Here is a 15,884-nt window from a genome sequence, read left to right as displayed (position 1 = left end):
TGTACATCACGCCTGTTTCCTAACCTTAACTTCTTATAACTTTACCTTTGATCTTCATCTAATCACGGTACTATTACGGGTATAGCTAGCTATATTTCTTAGTCAAAACTTTAAATTACCGAGAAGTTTATGAAGTTTTCTTTAAGTGTATCCCAAATTAGTGGTGCAGTCTTTGCTCTGGGAACGGTAATCGGTGTTTTTGGAGCGGAAACAGCGGATGCGATTATTTTAGTAGAACCAATTGTGACTACAGCTAATCAAGATATTCTCAAAACTAGAAATCCTAGAACTTTAGTACCAGAAATAGAACCGGGGCAAGTAATTAGATATGGAGTTCCCGATTCTGCGAATAATTTGCTGAATGGAACCAAGCGAGATATCGGAAGTTTGGTATTCGATTTGGAGACTCTTGCTTACACTAATTCCGATTCAACCCCTCCATTCAATCAGGAAGAGGTTCAATGGGGAGATGTTAACGGAGATGGGAAAATTGGGTTTTCTACCATACCAGGTTTGGAAGATATTTTTGACGACATTTCCGTAACTGGAAATAGAATTATCTTTGCTGGTGGAAAAATACCCAAAGGGAAAATATTCTATAACAGATTTTTCAGCACACCAAATTTAGCACCTGGTGGTGGAATTATACCACCTGCACCACCTGCACCAGCAGATCAAGATGGACCTATCCGGGTTGCGAGTTTCTATACAAAAGCAATCCCGGAAGCGAACTCTATATTTGCTTTATTCGCAACTATGGCAGCGATGTTTGTCATCAAGGGGAAAAGCAAGAATATGAATAAATCTAAACTGCAAAAGTGAAAATCAGTTATCAATGAACAGTGAACAGTTATCAGTTAATGTTTTATCCCCTAGTTATTCATTAACTTTTGAGAAATATCCGCAACTTCAGTATCAACACCAGTGACATTTCGGTAATTTGAGCGGATACTTAGATTATTAGACACTTGGGCATAACAATGGTTCCAGGCTAATCATCTGGGCAATATGGGGGTAAGTTGCATCGTTAGCGCGATCGCATTTACCCCCTTTAACTGTTTCTGCCGTTCTAACGGTAATTGGTGAATTGTAGGGCAACTGGAAAGTCTTCTTGCTTCATTCTTTGAATGACGACTTGTAAGTCATCTTTATTTTTGGCTGATACTCTGACTGCATCACCTTGAATCGAAGCTTGAACTTTTTTAAACTCGTCACGAATCAATTTAGAAATTTGTTTGGCAATTTCTTGACTGATGCCTTTTTGCAATTTGATTTCTTGACGAACTCGATTACCGCTAGCGGATTCAACTTTGCCAAAATCAAAGATTTTTTGGGAAAGACTACGTTTAGCTGCTTTTTCCCGGAGAATAGTGTGTACTGATTCAAGGGTAAATTCGCTATCCGTGTTGACGGTAATTACTTCATCACCCAGTTCAACTGTTGTTTTTGTGTCTTTGAGATCATAGCGACTAATGACATCACGGCTGACTTGATCTATGGTATTAACCAATTCTTGGCGATCAAAATCGCTAACTATGTCGAAGGAATATGTTGAAGCCATAGGAAGTATGTTTTAGGTTGGGTGAGGAGTTAGGGGGTAATGGAAAGAGGGAATTACGCTCTTACTCTACCAATTTTCGGGAAAGAAGGATTTTCCCTGCTTCTTGTTCATATAGATTCTTCTATATTCCCTACGAATTTTATACACCTGAACTATTTACTTTAAGAATGCTCAAAACAAAAAGAGTTAAAGTTGCAAGTCCACCGCTGGCGAACATCAGCGATCGCATGATGGGAATATTTAGGATATAGAAAACCGAGTAAAATAGGCGGGCGATGACAAATGCGATCGCTGCATAAGTTGCGTAAAATGATTCTACACCCGTTACATATGCCATTAATGCTGCTGCGGCAAATAGCATAAAGGTTTCAAAGGAGTTTTGATGTGCCCATGTTGCCCGTTGAGCGTATGCTGGTAATCTATCAAACATTGCACGGGGGGCGGAAACATCGTAACCTAAGCTTGCACGAGCATACCCAACTACCAGAAATGGTACATAAATTAGTGCCGATGCAGCAATGATTGAGTATAAGAGAATAGGATTATTCGGCATTTAATTTGTATCTAAAATATTTATTCAGACAGTTAAGTAATTGCGATCAAAATATAGCTAATTAAAATAGCCCATACCAGATACAACAATATGACAGATGGGTTGGCGGGAGTAAAGCACAGTGCTAAATCTCTACCTACAGATTATCTGTTGCAATGATTTTTTGAATAGTATTAGGAGCATCGTCTCAAAAGCATTAGAAAATTTCATAGAAATGTTATCTGGTTTTGCGAGTACATCGCAAACACCAGAGAAACTATTTCTATATAGTTCGGTGAAGCAGATTCAAATTTATCTATTGACAAATGCAACTCTTTGTGAGTGAAAGAGGTAAATTAATTAAATAACTAACTATCCACTTTCACCCTTTTACTGCCTAACAAATGATTGCTTGGAAGTAAACGAATCGGTAAAACCAGCTTCTATTGTTCATTTAATCAAAATAAAATAGCGTCACCACCTTACGTTGTTCTTCAGCATCCCTACATGTTTCTAGTAGAGTGCGGCTATCATGAAATGCGAAGCAAATTAGTTGCTGACAACGGGAAACAATTTCCTGATTGCACAGGGAACTTGCCTCTGCTAACGACAAGTTATCGTTACTGGAATTTTCCACCAGATGCATTACTTGTTCGAGTTGCTGGCGTGATTCTAGTGGCTGACGTTCCAAGCTTTGCGGTAAGATTACCGTCAAGAAGTTGGGATCGGCGCGCATTGCCCCGCGAATAGCAGCTGAGTTGGTGCCTGTAGCACCGGAGGTAATGACTCGGTTGCCTGATAGTACCAGGGCATAAGTCATCATCTCAATCAAACTCTGATGCGTAATCGGGACATGGCGAGAACCCAGCAGCGCGATTCGCTTAGAACCAGTTTGCTGGATTGTCGCCAGTTCTTGCGCTAATGTATCGATGTTGTTGACAAGGTCTATTGACTGGCTCAAAGACGGACAAATTTCAGATTAAACAACCAAGCTATTTTAGCAGACATACAGTGTTTGTCGTTCGACTTCTTGCAGAACTTAAAGATTAGAATTATTAGGTTCATTTTCTATGTCTTGGAGTAATGCGATCGCTTCACAGCACCAAGCTAACCATTCTGTTTCGTAGCGGATACCATTTCGCAGTGTCAAATACTGATATTTGGCTGTTATATCTAGTTTATCGGGGTTAGTGAAACCTTTTTTTTGGATATCTTGGTACTCTTCTAGACGCTGTTGATGTATTTGCCGATGATTTTCGATTTCTGCCAATATTATTGCAGGTGAGGCTACATATCCTGCGAATATCTTCACGAGTAAATCATCTTTAAATGCCATTGGTTCACTGGGTTGGGCTATCCATTCCTGTAATTTTGCTTTACCTAGTTCAGTGATCTGATAATTTTTTTTGTCTGGGCGATTTTCTTGGTAAATTATTTCGGCATTAATCCATGCTTGTGCTTCTAGTTTGGATAATTCTCGGTAAATTTGCTGATAGCTGGCTGACCAGAAAAAGCCAACAGAACCGTTAAACCGTTTTGCTAAGTCATATCCGCTACAGGGACTATCGATTAATGCTGCTAAAAGTGCGTGCGCTAAAGCCATTGTTGTTAAGTTTCTTTAATTTATTATTCAACTATTTGAGTATTATATTAAATTAATAGTCATAAAGTTGAATAAATTTGATTCAGGATTTATCTGATGATTTTAGTTTCAGTAACACGTCTACATCTTAAATCTAATCGTTATTTGCCTAATTTTTTATGGCATACAGCCACCAGTGCTTGGCAAATTATCAATATTCATGGATTTGTGGGTGGTAGGTTAATTCAGGATGACTGTGGTGGATATTGGACGGTGACGATGTGGGAGAATCGGCAGGCAATGCAAGATTACCGCAATTCTGGGGCACATCGTCGGGCGATGCCACTGCTACAAAAATGGTGTGATGAAGCTGTATTAGTTCACTGGGAACAGCCAGATAGGAATTTGCCAAGTATGGAAGAAGCTTATCTGCACATCCTTGAAGATGGACATTTTACCCGTCTAACTAGTCCTTCGACATCTCATTTAGAGAAAAAAGTTAGTCAGCCCAGATTTGCTGCGATAACCGGACAACCACTACCACTGATACCAAGGAAAAAGTCTTTAGTTAATGTCCTAAAGCAAATATAGCTTGATTATTTAGCAGCAGTAGCTGGGGTTAACCCTAAAATTGAGATGAGACGATTAACATCAAAATGTTCGGTCATTAATTGGCTGATACAGTGAACTTTGATGGGTTCATGGAGACGAACTTGCCCAAAAGCTTTATCCACAATTTCCACAGTAGTTAACGTATCTAAATCAACTGACAAAATGGGAATCTCCAATTCTTCAGCACGATTGAGGATAAAATCTGGAGGTGGTAACTGTCCGGTGAGAATTAAACACTGAGTAGAAGTTTCTAAAGCAGCCTGTTGAATCTCAACGCGATCGCCTCCGGTTACAACTGCCATATTATGACGTTTACGGAAGTATTTGACGGCAGAGTTGACATTCATTGCCCCAATTGCCAAACTTTCCACCATTAAGTCTAAGCGATCGCTACGACAAAGAACTTCGGCATTGAGTTGTTTAACTAATTCACCAACTCTGACACTGCGGAGTAAATCGCTTTCGGGTAGCATTCCCAAAACTCGAATTCCTTGTGCTTCCAAGAAAGGACGTAGTGTGGTGTTGACGGCTGGTAGTTGAACTGGGGGAATGCCATTAACCACTACACCAATTAAGCGATCGCCGATACGGCGCTTTGCCGATATAATGGCTTCGGTGGAAAGTAGCGATTCATAGCGTACAACTAGTAACACTGATGCATCTACAGTATCAGCTATCTGTAGCAACGATAAATCAAATAGGGAGCCTTCTTCGAGATTAGCAGCCCCTTCCAGCAGTACCAAATCACCCCAAGTTTTTTGAAGATATTGTTTTGCTAAAGTATCTTGGTAATCAACTTGATCTTCACCAACTAAACGTTTTTGGATAGCTAACTCGCTGAGAACAAATAAAGTTGGAACTAGTCGAGAATTGGGTAAATTCAGGCTTTTGGTAATAAAGTGGACATCATCCTCCACTAAGTTACCTTCAGACTCGCTCAAAAAACTACCTAGAGGTTTCCCATAAGCGATATCTAGTCCCTGTTGCTGCAACTGGTAAGATAAGCCCAAAACCGTAGCAGATTTGCCACTGTAAGCTTCAGTCGATCCTATCAGCAAAAATTTAGCGGATTTTGACACACGCGCACTCCTAAATATTCAATAAACTTAATTCACTTCGAGCGTCCAGTGGTTAATAGTCAGCTTTTAGCCTTGGTGGTTAAAAGGTTAATTATGCTGATAACTTAATCGAATCTAGCTACGTGTTTAATAATTTTAGCTAAAACGGGCATTACTCCGACGCGATCCTCGACATCTTCAAGCTAGCAGTAATTAGAAGACAAAAAATAAATCAGGAATTAGTAGAGAAATTATCCCTCCAAATCCTGATTTTTGGTATTTTATGCCGATTAAGTTACTTATTCTTCTATTTTAAGCAACTTACGGTAGAATCCTTGGGAAAAATCGCTAGAACGATGGCGTTTGTAGTTATCCAAAAGTTCGATCAAATAATTGACAAATTCAAAACTTGCCGTCATCACCTCATAACTCAGTTCTGCATCATCGTCAAATTGGATGCGACAGCGGGTTAAATCTGAGGGTAAAGTGGCGATATTCCAACTAGCCACAAAAGGAACATTCTCGCTACTTTCGATTTTGCGCTGCCCTTCCAAGGCACCTTTTTGGTAAAGTGCGATCGCGTATGGCAGAAAATTACGCTTGCTTCCCTGAACATAGGGCAGGTAAACGCTAGCCTGTTGCTGGGTTGCAGGTTGAAGTTGCTCAAAAGCCATATTCCTAAATGTCCCTCAAGTTTTGTTAAAGATCAAAAATATAAGCACTTGTCTATATTGTTCCCAGAAACTTTTGGGGACTTTCAAAACCAGTATTTACGCCCAAAAACTACCCACTTTTTACTCGTTTATAGGAAACTATTAGTTATAAGATGGCAAAAATCATTTAATTACTTATGATAATGTTGCCTCTTTATCAGCTAAGTTAAAAGATGTCTGAAGGAACACAAAGACTATAAATTCAAAAATATGGCTCCACTGGTTGCAAACTACTATTTAACTTACCGTTGTAATGCCCGTTGTCATTTTTGTAACATTTGGACATTAGAACCAGGGAAAGAAGCTACATTTGAGACAATTAAGCATAATTTGAGCGATTTGCGCCGTTTGGGCGTGAAGTATGTAGATTTTACAGGTGGCGAACCCTTACTCCGTGAGGATGTGGGAGAGATTTATACAGAAGCAAAACGCCAAGGATTTTATACCAGTATCACAACCAACACGATTCTCTACCCCCGAAAAGCCAAAGAAATTCAAGGTTTAGTTGATTTCCTCAACTTCTCCTTAGATGGTGGAGATGCAGAAACCCACGATCAATCACGGGGTGTGAAAATTTTTGATACCTTGGTGGAATCTGTCAAACTTGCCAAATCCCTGGGAGAGTTTCCCGTACTCAATCACACTGTCACGGCACAAAATTTTCGCCGCATCGATGAAGTTGGCGAATTAGGCAAAGAATTGGGAGTCAGAGTCTGGCTGAATCCAGCTTTTACAGCTTATGACAACTACAACTCCAACAAAAATCCCACACCAGAAATGGTAGAGGCAATTGAAGCCGCTGCGAAGAAATACAAGAATGTCGGTTACAATAGGGCTGCATTGGCTTTTATTGAAGCTGGTGGTAATGATACGGAAAATCCCCGTTGCAAAGCGGTGGATGCTGTAATTGCAATTTCTCCTAATGATGAGTTGTTGCTGCCTTGCTACCATTTCGCCCAAACTGGGGTTCCCATTGATGGGCGATTATATGAGCTTTATCGTGAATCGGAGATAGTTGAAGAATATCGCCAATCTCAAGGTAAACTCAAGGTTTGTGAAGGTTGCACCGTTTGGTGTTATCTGATCCCCAGCTTCTTTATGGGTGTTGACAAATATTGGTGGTTAAATCAAGTAACCTATGCCAGCGAATTCCTGGCCCGAAAACGATTCTTACAACGAGTTTGAGCCGCTAGACTCGTTACTGTCGGAATTGGTGGCAGATGATGAGTTTTTGGAGGAGACATCTCCGTCTGTGTCTCTTCCCTCCCGATTTAAAAATCGCAGACCAAAAGCGGCTTTACTCTTGGCGATGGTGTGGATTTGTACTATTACACTACATCTGGTTTCCTGGGGTAGTTTGTTAGTGATAGCAATGGCATTGGTGATTGGCTTTCAGGCTATGAGTCTAGTTTTTGCTGAATCCAAACAAGTTCCGCAAATAAGTCAAGATTATTTTCCTTTAGTGTCGATTTTAGTAGCAGCAAAAAATGAAGAAATTGTAATCAGTAATTTAGTAAAAAATCTTTGTAATTTAGATTACCCAAGAGGACGTTATGAAGTTTGGATTGTTGATGATAACAGTACAGACAGAACGCCCGAAATATTGGCTGGATTAAGTAAAGAATATTGTCAATTGAGAGTGTTTCAACGATCGCCTGATGCAACGGGGGGTAAATCTGGCGCGTTAAATCAGGTATTATCCCTTTCTAAGGGTGAAATTATCGCCGTATTTGATGCCGATGCCCAAGTTCCCCACGATTTACTAACACAGGTAGTACCTTTGTTCGCTAAAGAACGAGTGGGAGCGGTACAGGTGCGGAAAGCGATCGCTAACACAGAAACAAACTTCTGGACAAAGGGTCAAGCAGCAGAAATGGCGTTAGATACCTATTTGCAATGTCAACGAGGTGCTATTGCCGGAACACCAGAACTGCGGGGAAATGGTCAATTTGTCCGCCGTAAAGCCCTTAGAAGCTGCGGTGGTTGGAATGAAGAAACCATTACCGACGATCTGGATTTATCCTTTCGCTTACATATTGACAAATGGGACATTGAATGCGTGTTCCAGCCAGCGGTAGAAGAAGAAGGAGTCACAAGTGCGATCGCACTATGGCACCAACGTAACCGCTGGGTTGAAGGAGGATATCAACGTTATATAGATTACTGGGATTTATTACTCAGGAATCGTATGGGTACCCGCAAAAGTTGGGACATGTTGATATTTTTGCTGATTCAATACTTGGTTCCTACCGCTGCACTACCAGACTTTTTGATGGCATTAATTCGCCATCGTCCACCTATTTTGGCACCATTAACCAGCGTCGCTATTAGTGTTTCCATGACAGGCATGTTCATCGGTTTGAAGCGAGCGCGGCAAGATAAAGATTCCACTTTATCCTCATATTTAGAAATCCTTCTCCAAACTCTGCGCGGCACAATCTACATGGCACATTGGTTAGTTGTGATTGCTAGCGTCACCATTAGGATGTCAGTACGTCCGAAACGTTTTCGCTGGATAAAGACTGTGCATAAAGGTTTGGAAGCAGGAAATTGATTAGTTAATTCAAATTTTTTGAGTCAGACTAATAATAAAAACCCTTGTAGAGACGTTCCACCGGAACGTCTCTCTTAATTAATTGGTATTCATTGGTATTCAATCAATCACCAACATCATTAAGTTAGAAATTAAACCCAACCCCTAACATCAATCCCACATCAGTTGAACCCAGGAACGCCGCATTTACTGCACCATTAATTGTAAACCGATTACCTAAAGGTACATCAACACCACCTGTTAGCAGTAAACCGATATCGGAATCATTGCTAGTTTCGATTGCCACACCTGCACCTATATAAGGGGATATAGAAAACACGCGATCGCCTGTAGGATTCGCAGCCTGTGGTACAAAGTCAAAAGTTAGGGGAACTAAGACAACAGTATCATCATTAATTACTACTGATGGTCTGGCTGAAAAATTATTTGTTAAGCCAATTTTACTAATTACAGCAAAGCTACCCTCAGCAAGTCCAGTATCACCACCTAAGCCAATATTACCCGCAACACCAAGATAACTTCTACCACCACGGGTTGCTCTACCAGGAGTCACAGCAGGGTCAGTTGGGCTTTGTCCATCTAAACTAACATCGGGTGGAATCAAAACTTGGTTAATTGCGTGAATTACACCATTATTAGCTTGAATATCTGCTTGGATGACTTGAGCGTTATTAACCGTAATTTGATTATTACTGACTTGAACATTTACTGCTTTTTTCTCTACTGTTTGCAGTTCTCCTGTTGTTAACTGACTAGCTGTTAACTGTCCTGGCACAACGTGGTACTGTAAAATTCGAGCTAAAGTTGCTTTATTTTCAGGTTGCTGTAACCGTTGTAAAGTTTCTGGAGGTAACGCAGCAAAAGCAGCATCAGTGGGAGCAAAGATAGTGTATTGTCCCTGTTGTAGGGTTGATTCTAAACCTGCTGCCTGGATTAAAGAAGTTAAAGTATTGAAGGAATTACTGGGTGTTGGAGTTGAACCAGTGTCTTGGGGAGGTGTTCCAGCCACAATATAGCTAGCTGCGGGAACATTGCTTGCAAGGGGTTGTACTTGCCCAAGTCTTACCAAAGCTTGATACAAATGTGCTGCCGCTTCTGCCCTTGTTAGAGGTGTTGTTGGATTCAGAACTTTCACATCCGGATAGTTAACAATTACATTGGCAGTGGTTGCTGCTGCTACTCTATCTGTTGCATAGCTAGGAATCCCACTAGCATCGGTAAAGTAAGTACTCAAAGAATTAATATCACCACCAGTTAAGCCTAAGCCGCTACCTAGTGAGACAATTGCATCAACTTTAATAATTCTTTGATTTGGCTGAAATCTATTTTGGGGATATCCAGACATGAATCCAGTTTCGTAAGCTTCCTGAATTGCAGCAGCTGCCCAGTAATTAGCAGGTACGTCGCTAAATCCACCTTGGGGTAGTTGTCTAACTGAATTTTGGTTGAAAGCTTTTTGAATCATTGCCGCAAATTCAGCCCTAGTTACAGCTTGCTCTGGTTTGAATGTGCGATCGCCAAAGCCTGCAATAATATTCCTTTGGGCTAATGCTTGAATGAATGGATTTGCCCAGTAATCTGCTGAAACATCAGTAAAGCTAGTTGCTGTTGGTGATGTAGTTGGTGATGGAGTTGTAACGGGAGGTGTTTCTTGAGCGGAAACAGAAACAGTAAGTGCTAAGGGACTGATTGCAGCAAATGTTAATCCCAAAGAAAATAGAGCAGCTTTTTTTGATAAGCGACGAAGGAAACTAAACATAAAGAATTCTCCTAAAAACAATTGTTTTGATATAACTTGGCTTCGTTAGCCAATTCTTAAGCATCGAAAAACTCCTATATTTATTTTTATTGAATTAAACACCATTAGGCACAAAAGTCAATCTTGATTTTTCGAGTTAAATTTGGAAAAAAAATTCAGTTACAGCTAATTTTTAGCGTTTTTTCGCAGCAAAAACCTCTATCTATACAAATATATTTCGTATACATGTCATCTCCATCTAAAGATATATTTACAAATAACTAGATGACTATTAGACGAATAGTATGGGAATACATAATTCATTGAATAAAGATTAATCTGAGCATCCCAGAGGATAATTGATTTCTTAGTTTTCTCTAAAACCCTGCAATTACGTTTAAGAAGTATAATTAAAAACTTATTATTAGAGTGTCTTCAAACCAAAGATATACCAGAGGTGAATAATGTTTATCGATTACATCACACTGATGTTGATTAATATGGTAGCTGGCTTACTGTTATTGGCATACTACGTATATGAAGGAATTGATAGTCCTCGTCAACAAAAGTGGATTCCAGGCTTTGGAGTTGTCGGTGCCATCGCATTAACGACCGGATTACATATGATTTTCACATGGCCCGTAATCGGTAGCTTTAATATAGCCTTCGGGGAAACTTCCGTTTTATTTGGAGTGCTGTTTGTTGGGAGTGCGATCGCATTAGCGCAGGGTTGGGAGTTGACAACATTAGCAATTTATGCATTCTTTGCAGGAATTGTTTCTGTCGTTATTGGTGTTCGTATTCTCAATTTAGGATTAACAAAACAACCTGTATTATCAGGAATTGGTTTTATTTTGACAGGATTAGCTGGTATTTGTGCCGCACCAACACTCTATTTGAAAGCAAATCGTGCTTGGCGTTTAATTGGTGTTGGTGTATTGGTAGTAGCAGCTTTAATTTGGGCAATTACTGGTTATCTAGCTTACTGGGGTCATTTAGAAAGTTTTGGAAAATGGGTTCCCCTACCAATGCGGTAAATTCAGTTATCAGTTACCAGATGTAGTTTAGGTTGCCTGCCACTAATACAGTACGGCGGAAATGAACCAACCATTCTAAAGTGACAAAAAGCTTATAAAATAAGCTTTTTTCCTTCTGTCTTCTTACTTCTGCCTTCACGTACTAATCATTATCCACTTCAAAATCATCTGTATATTCTGAAGATACAGAAGAGTCAATTGATTCTTCCATATTTTCAGAGTATTTAACAACTTCCCCATAGAAAAACTCAGCTAAACGTTTAGCAGCATCGATGACTCTATCGGCTTCTGGATGTTTTTCTGTTGGAGTGGAAGGAATTAATATTTCGGATGATTTAGCTACTACTGAAGGTTCAGATTTCGGGATATTTGTGGGTTTGCTAAAATCTGCTGGAGTTTGGGTTTTTCCATTGCCATTTGTGTACCCATTTCCATAGCCGTTACTACTGCTACTACTATTATTTGATGCTGGTGGAATTTGGCTAATACCATTTCCATTGCCATTTGTGTAACCATTCCCATTATTGCCATTGGTTGAGGCTGATGAAATTGAGTTTGTGCCATTGCCGTTACTTGGTGGTGAAGTTTGGCTAGTACCATTCCCATTCCCATTAATATACTCGTAGCCGTTGCTACCGTTGGCAGATGTTGGTGGGTTTTGAGTTGCCCCATTACCGTTGGTAGATGGTGGTGGGTTTTGAATTTCCCCATTATCGCTGGTAGATGGTGGTGGGTTTTGAGTTGTCCCATTACCGTTGGTAGATGCTGGTGGGTTTTGGCTTGGTGGGTTTGCTGGGCGAGTAGAAGCACTTTTGGGATTGTTTCTACTCGCCTTGGAAGGGTTTTGGGAACCTACAAGTTCTAACTCGATTGTAATTTCTCGATTAAATGCGGCTTTAAAAGCAGCGTTGAGAATTGGTAATTCCCCTTGAACTCGCTTCATCCAAGTTTGAATTACTCCTAAGCGTACAGATGTGTCGTTAATTTGGATGATGTGACACATCTGGCGCAATAATGAACGGCTGGGTATCTGTTCAACAAAGTTAAGTACCTGTTGCCAAGTTTGGTTTAAGTCTTGCTGTTCATCATCTGTGACTGGTTGGGATGCGACAGGGACATTACTGGGAGGAGACGCGACAGGGACATTACTGGGAGGAGATGCGACAGGGACATTACTGGGAGGGGATGCAGCAGGGATATTACTAGGAGGGGATGCGACAGGGATATTACTGGGAGGAGATGCAGCAGGGGCATTACTAGGAGGGGAAAACCCGGTAGGTGCTGATACTGTAGTTAATGGTTGTTGGGCTGATGGAAGTAAACCAAGTAAAGTGACTTCTAACCAGAGACGTGGTTGAGTTGTGTTTTTGAGTTGGACTTCAGCACTTCTCAGGATTTGTTGTCCTGCCAAAATTGTTGATATATGTAGACTTTTGGCAAAATATACTAAATCATCCCAGGTTTCTTGGGTACAAGCTACCAAATCGTGACGTTTGGGGGCAGTTTTGGCAATAAGTAAGTCGCGGTAGAAACCTGCGAGGTTTTGGAGAACTATTAAAGGTTCTCGTCCCCTGTCTAAAATTTTGCGGGTACAGTCGATTAAAGTCTCCGCGTTGTCGGATGCGATCGCATCCAGTAAAATAAATAGATCTCGTTCGCTAACTAAACCTACTAAATCCCATACACGTTCAGGTGTCACCATGGTAGGTAACAAACTTAATTGATCTAATAAACTCTCGGCATCCCTTAATCCACCTTGGGATAATTGTGCCACTAAAGTTAGGGCTTCATCGGTAATTTCGATACCTTCTTTATCCGAAATATCACCCAAATGGTCAATCATCGCATCTAAAGGAATCCGACGAAAATCAAACCTTTGACAACGGGAAATAATTGTTGGTAATACCCTTTGTGGATCAGTTGTCGCTAAAACGAAAACAACATGTTTCGGTGGTTCCTCCAGTGTTTTTAGTAACGCATTAAACGCCTGGGTACTTAACATGTGACAGTTATGAACTAAAAGCCCATTTGCCACAAAATTATGATTGTCTTCAACTTCTATATCATAAACTCGTTCAACCCCAGCGAGGTGGACAGATTCGACCTTCTCCAAATTTGTATTCCATTGAGGAAATAGAGAACTGTTTGAGTTCTGAGATCCATTTTCGGGTAGTATTAGCTCCCATGTGGATGTAGTAGTAAGTTTTGCCTTTTTGCTGCAAAAATTTTGGGATATTAAGCTTTTCTTCGCATCCGCAAGCACAAAGGGGACGAAGTTGTTCAGCTTGTTCCAGAATTTCTTCGAGGTTGTATGTTTTTTGTCCGTAGGTATTACGTTTGAACTGGTGTCCTCTGACAAATTTCCGGATGCGCCCATCGACACCATATTTGTAAATGAGGGTTCCGCAACCGCATTCGCAGGGGATAGTATCCTCATTCCTTCTTTTACGTCTTTTGCTTGTATCCACCCTGCATCAGTCCTAATTAAGTGGTTGCCAGTGCAGCGAATTTCCCCATTGGTTGTTTTAATCGCCAAAGTTTGCCGATGACCTTGATTAAACCAGCGAACAACTTTTTTATATTCCCAGTCTCCTGTGAAATCGTTGTAACTTAGGGCTTTTTTGCCGACAATTTTAGCATCGTCAATCCTCACAAATCCTTCACTTGTCAAAACTAGTGAGTCTCCAGTTAGGCATTCATCAATCACATACACCTTATAGCGGCATTGGATGGGGGCAAATTGCGCCCGATCAATGATTTCTCGAATATTATCGACACCCGTATTACTCGCTGCATCGATTTCGATGATGTCAACTGCATAACCTTTTGAAATACCTTGACAAACGTCACATACTCCGCATGGTGAAGCTGTAGGGATAGGACTTTTGAGGCAATTTAAGGATTTAGCCAGGATACGAGCGCTAGATGTCTTACCTGTACCTCTTGGTCCTGTAAACAGGTAAGCTGGGGCAATTTTGGCGGTGTTGATGGCATTTGTGAGAGTTGTTGCGATCGCTTCTTGCCCCACCAACTCGGCAAAACTTTTCGGGCGATACTTGTGGTGTAGGGGTTCGTAGGACATTGCGACAACAGTTGAATACTGAGTTTAAAGAAGTAAATAATATAAGTGTTAAATCGAAGCAGGGGTCATCAGAAAGAATTTGCCCTGTCAAGGGTAGGTTTCCTCTGACTTCGTGAATGTTGCCACTACAGGTAGATGCCAAATCATCTGAAGAAAATATTTTCCTACGAAAGATGCTTCAATATTTTATAGATCAATGTGCCTTTAGTTTTCACATTGTTGGGAAGTCAAGACGCAGCAAGAAATGATGATTTTTGGGTAGAATGCTGAAAATATCACTTCTGAAGCTTCTAAAACCCTGATTTCCAATGGATCTGCGGAAAGTCAAATATCCCTGGGATTTTTCAATTGGTTATAGATCCCCAACTTCTTTAAGAAGCCGGGGATGTGAAGACTGAATTTTATTTACTTAATTTTTTTGCTCGGATTTTAATACTAATGTACTAAATAATAAATTAAAAAGCCACTATTTGCACGAATAATCATCAAATCTTAATTTGACAATAGATTTTCCTGGGCTAATTAATCTCATAAGTACAGCACATAGCTACAATTTTATGGTAAACACCAACTTGTGAGGGTGCGGGTAGATGTTCAAGCGGATAGTTCAATGGGTTAAGGATTTTTTTCAAAGTTTGTTTGGGGGCAAATCTAAGTCAGTCAAACCCACAGCGAACATCGAACGGAAAGCACCTCCACCTTTAGATGATAGTGATTTGGAGTCTTTATTTATTGAGTTATTGGCAGGTGTTCATCAATCGCGGGGGCAAGCTTGGGCGTTAAAATGGTTACAAAATATTGAACACCGAGTTTCGACTGAGCGTTGGGTAAAATGGTTGAAGCAGTTTGGGAATAAGCTATTAGCTTCACCTGCACCTAATAATGAAATGTCTTCCCGCTTATTGGAGTTGGGAGAATTACAAATTGGTGAAGTGGGTGATCTTGCCCATGATATTGGGATGCAACTTTTAGCACGTAATCAACCTGATCCAATCATTGAGTATCAAGGACCAGATGTAGAGCCAAATAATGAAATTCCGGTGACTACAGAAGAAGTTGAAGCTTCTCCAGATGGTGAATTTCAAACTATTACCCTCGATCAATTGTTGACATTGATGCAGCAGGATGATAACTTACGGCAACTTGTTGCCCAGCAGGTGGGAATTGAAACTGATGATCCAGACGTAATTATTCAAGCTTTAATTGCTCAACATGAAGCTGCTAGCGAAGTGACTGATACTTCTATAGTGGAGGAATAGAAAAGTTGTTTGACAGTTGCTATGTCACCAGTTTTGAGTTGGGGCAGCAGTTTTGGGAGTCGGATGATCCCAAAAGCTGCCTTGTCTGTAGCTTGCTACTTGCAGAATTCACTCTTCTTCTTTTTTCCTTCTCCAATTGTACTGAATTGACTTGTA

General features: G+C 40.5%; 14 protein-coding genes. 6 read left to right on the top strand and 8 right to left on the bottom strand.

Annotated elements, in window-relative coordinates; translation table 11 throughout:
- The first annotated feature begins 129 nt into the window (after positions 1–129).
- Positions 130–822, top strand: coding sequence for a hypothetical protein (locus CAL6303_RS09360; protein ID WP_015197605.1), 693 nt, complete (start codon positions 130–132; stop codon positions 820–822).
- Between the two features lie 247 nt (positions 823–1,069).
- On the opposite strand, the gene CAL6303_RS09355 is transcribed toward CAL6303_RS09360, so the two are convergent.
- The 4 genes from CAL6303_RS09355 to CAL6303_RS09340 form a co-directional block, all read right to left on the bottom strand.
- A complete protein-coding gene (locus tag CAL6303_RS09355; RefSeq protein ID WP_015197604.1) occupies positions 1,070–1,561 on the bottom strand; it encodes a YajQ family cyclic di-GMP-binding protein in 492 nt (163 codons plus the stop codon).
- A gap of 139 nt (positions 1,562–1,700) precedes the next feature.
- Entirely contained in the window at positions 1,701–2,114 is a 414-nt protein-coding gene (locus tag CAL6303_RS09350; protein ID WP_015197603.1) for an MAPEG family protein, read from the bottom strand.
- Between the two features lie 433 nt (positions 2,115–2,547).
- A complete protein-coding gene (locus CAL6303_RS09345; protein WP_015197602.1) occupies positions 2,548–3,054 on the bottom strand; it encodes a hypothetical protein in 507 nt (168 codons plus the stop codon).
- A gap of 78 nt (positions 3,055–3,132) precedes the next feature.
- Positions 3,133–3,696, bottom strand: a complete 564-nt coding sequence (locus CAL6303_RS09340; RefSeq protein ID WP_015197601.1) for a PadR family transcriptional regulator — start codon at positions 3,694–3,696, stop codon at positions 3,133–3,135.
- 96 nt (positions 3,697–3,792) lie between these two features.
- Between CAL6303_RS09340 and CAL6303_RS09335 the strand changes: the two genes are divergently transcribed.
- Complete coding sequence (locus tag CAL6303_RS09335; protein ID WP_015197600.1) at positions 3,793–4,266, top strand: antibiotic biosynthesis monooxygenase family protein; 474 nt, start codon at positions 3,793–3,795, stop codon at positions 4,264–4,266.
- 5 nt (positions 4,267–4,271) lie between these two features.
- On the opposite strand, the gene CAL6303_RS09330 is transcribed toward CAL6303_RS09335, so the two are convergent.
- Entirely contained in the window at positions 4,272–5,366 is a 1,095-nt protein-coding gene (locus CAL6303_RS09330) for a phosphotransacetylase family protein (protein ID WP_015197599.1), read from the bottom strand.
- 278 nt (positions 5,367–5,644) lie between these two features.
- Complete coding sequence (gene ebsA, locus CAL6303_RS09325) at positions 5,645–6,019, bottom strand: type IV pilus biogenesis protein EbsA (RefSeq protein ID WP_015197598.1); 375 nt, start codon at positions 6,017–6,019, stop codon at positions 5,645–5,647.
- A gap of 249 nt (positions 6,020–6,268) precedes the next feature.
- Between ebsA and CAL6303_RS09320 the strand changes: the two genes are divergently transcribed.
- A complete protein-coding gene (locus tag CAL6303_RS09320) occupies positions 6,269–7,243 on the top strand; it encodes a radical SAM protein (RefSeq protein ID WP_015197597.1) in 975 nt (324 codons plus the stop codon).
- A complete protein-coding gene (locus tag CAL6303_RS09315; protein WP_015197596.1) occupies positions 7,197–8,612 on the top strand; it encodes a glycosyltransferase in 1,416 nt (471 codons plus the stop codon). The genes CAL6303_RS09320 and CAL6303_RS09315 overlap by 47 nt, the downstream gene beginning before the upstream one ends.
- A 124-nt stretch (positions 8,613–8,736) precedes the next feature.
- Here CAL6303_RS09315 and CAL6303_RS09310 read toward each other — a convergent pair whose 3' ends face one another.
- Positions 8,737–10,371, bottom strand: a complete 1,635-nt coding sequence (locus CAL6303_RS09310) for a fasciclin domain-containing protein (protein ID WP_015197595.1) — start codon at positions 10,369–10,371, stop codon at positions 8,737–8,739.
- A 443-nt stretch (positions 10,372–10,814) separates the two neighbouring features.
- On the opposite strand from CAL6303_RS09310, the gene CAL6303_RS09305 reads away from it, so the two are divergent.
- Positions 10,815–11,387, top strand: a complete 573-nt coding sequence (locus tag CAL6303_RS09305; RefSeq protein ID WP_015197594.1) for a DUF981 family protein — start codon at positions 10,815–10,817, stop codon at positions 11,385–11,387.
- 142 nt (positions 11,388–11,529) lie between these two features.
- Here CAL6303_RS09305 and dnaX read toward each other — a convergent pair whose 3' ends face one another.
- Positions 11,530–14,469, bottom strand: coding sequence for a DNA polymerase III subunit gamma/tau (gene dnaX / locus CAL6303_RS09300; protein ID WP_015197593.1), 2,940 nt, complete (start codon positions 14,467–14,469; stop codon positions 11,530–11,532).
- 590 nt (positions 14,470–15,059) lie between these two features.
- Here dnaX and CAL6303_RS09295 point away from each other — a divergent pair.
- A complete protein-coding gene (locus CAL6303_RS09295) occupies positions 15,060–15,728 on the top strand; it encodes a hypothetical protein (protein WP_015197592.1) in 669 nt (222 codons plus the stop codon).
- Positions 15,729–15,884: the final 156 nt, after the last annotated feature.

Origin of the sequence: Calothrix sp. PCC 6303 (assembly GCF_000317435.1) — a bacterium.
Classification (GTDB): Bacteria; Cyanobacteriota; Cyanobacteriia; order Cyanobacteriales; family Nostocaceae; genus PCC-6303.
Note: the sequence above shows the minus strand (reverse complement) of the source record. Positions and strands in the feature narration are given on the sequence as shown.

Coding starts and splice junctions, on each gene's coding strand:
- CAL6303_RS09360 (WP_015197605.1), top strand. CDS start 130: ATGAAGTTTTCTTTAAGTGTATCCCAAATTAGTGGTGCAGTCTTTGCT.
- CAL6303_RS09355 (WP_015197604.1), bottom strand. CDS start 1,561: ATGGCTTCAACATATTCCTTCGACATAGTTAGCGATTTTGATCGCCAA.
- CAL6303_RS09350 (WP_015197603.1), bottom strand. CDS start 2,114: ATGCCGAATAATCCTATTCTCTTATACTCAATCATTGCTGCATCGGCA.
- CAL6303_RS09340 (WP_015197601.1), bottom strand. CDS start 3,696: ATGGCTTTAGCGCACGCACTTTTAGCAGCATTAATCGATAGTCCCTGT.
- CAL6303_RS09335 (WP_015197600.1), top strand. CDS start 3,793: ATGATTTTAGTTTCAGTAACACGTCTACATCTTAAATCTAATCGTTAT.
- ebsA (WP_015197598.1), bottom strand. CDS start 6,019: ATGGCTTTTGAGCAACTTCAACCTGCAACCCAGCAACAGGCTAGCGTT.
- CAL6303_RS09320 (WP_015197597.1), top strand. CDS start 6,269: ATGGCTCCACTGGTTGCAAACTACTATTTAACTTACCGTTGTAATGCC.
- CAL6303_RS09315 (WP_015197596.1), top strand. CDS start 7,197: ATGCCAGCGAATTCCTGGCCCGAAAACGATTCTTACAACGAGTTTGAG.
- CAL6303_RS09310 (WP_015197595.1), bottom strand. CDS start 10,371: ATGTTTAGTTTCCTTCGTCGCTTATCAAAAAAAGCTGCTCTATTTTCT.
- CAL6303_RS09305 (WP_015197594.1), top strand. CDS start 10,815: ATGTTTATCGATTACATCACACTGATGTTGATTAATATGGTAGCTGGC.
- dnaX (WP_015197593.1), bottom strand. CDS start 14,469: ATGTCCTACGAACCCCTACACCACAAGTATCGCCCGAAAAGTTTTGCC.
- CAL6303_RS09295 (WP_015197592.1), top strand. CDS start 15,060: ATGTTCAAGCGGATAGTTCAATGGGTTAAGGATTTTTTTCAAAGTTTG.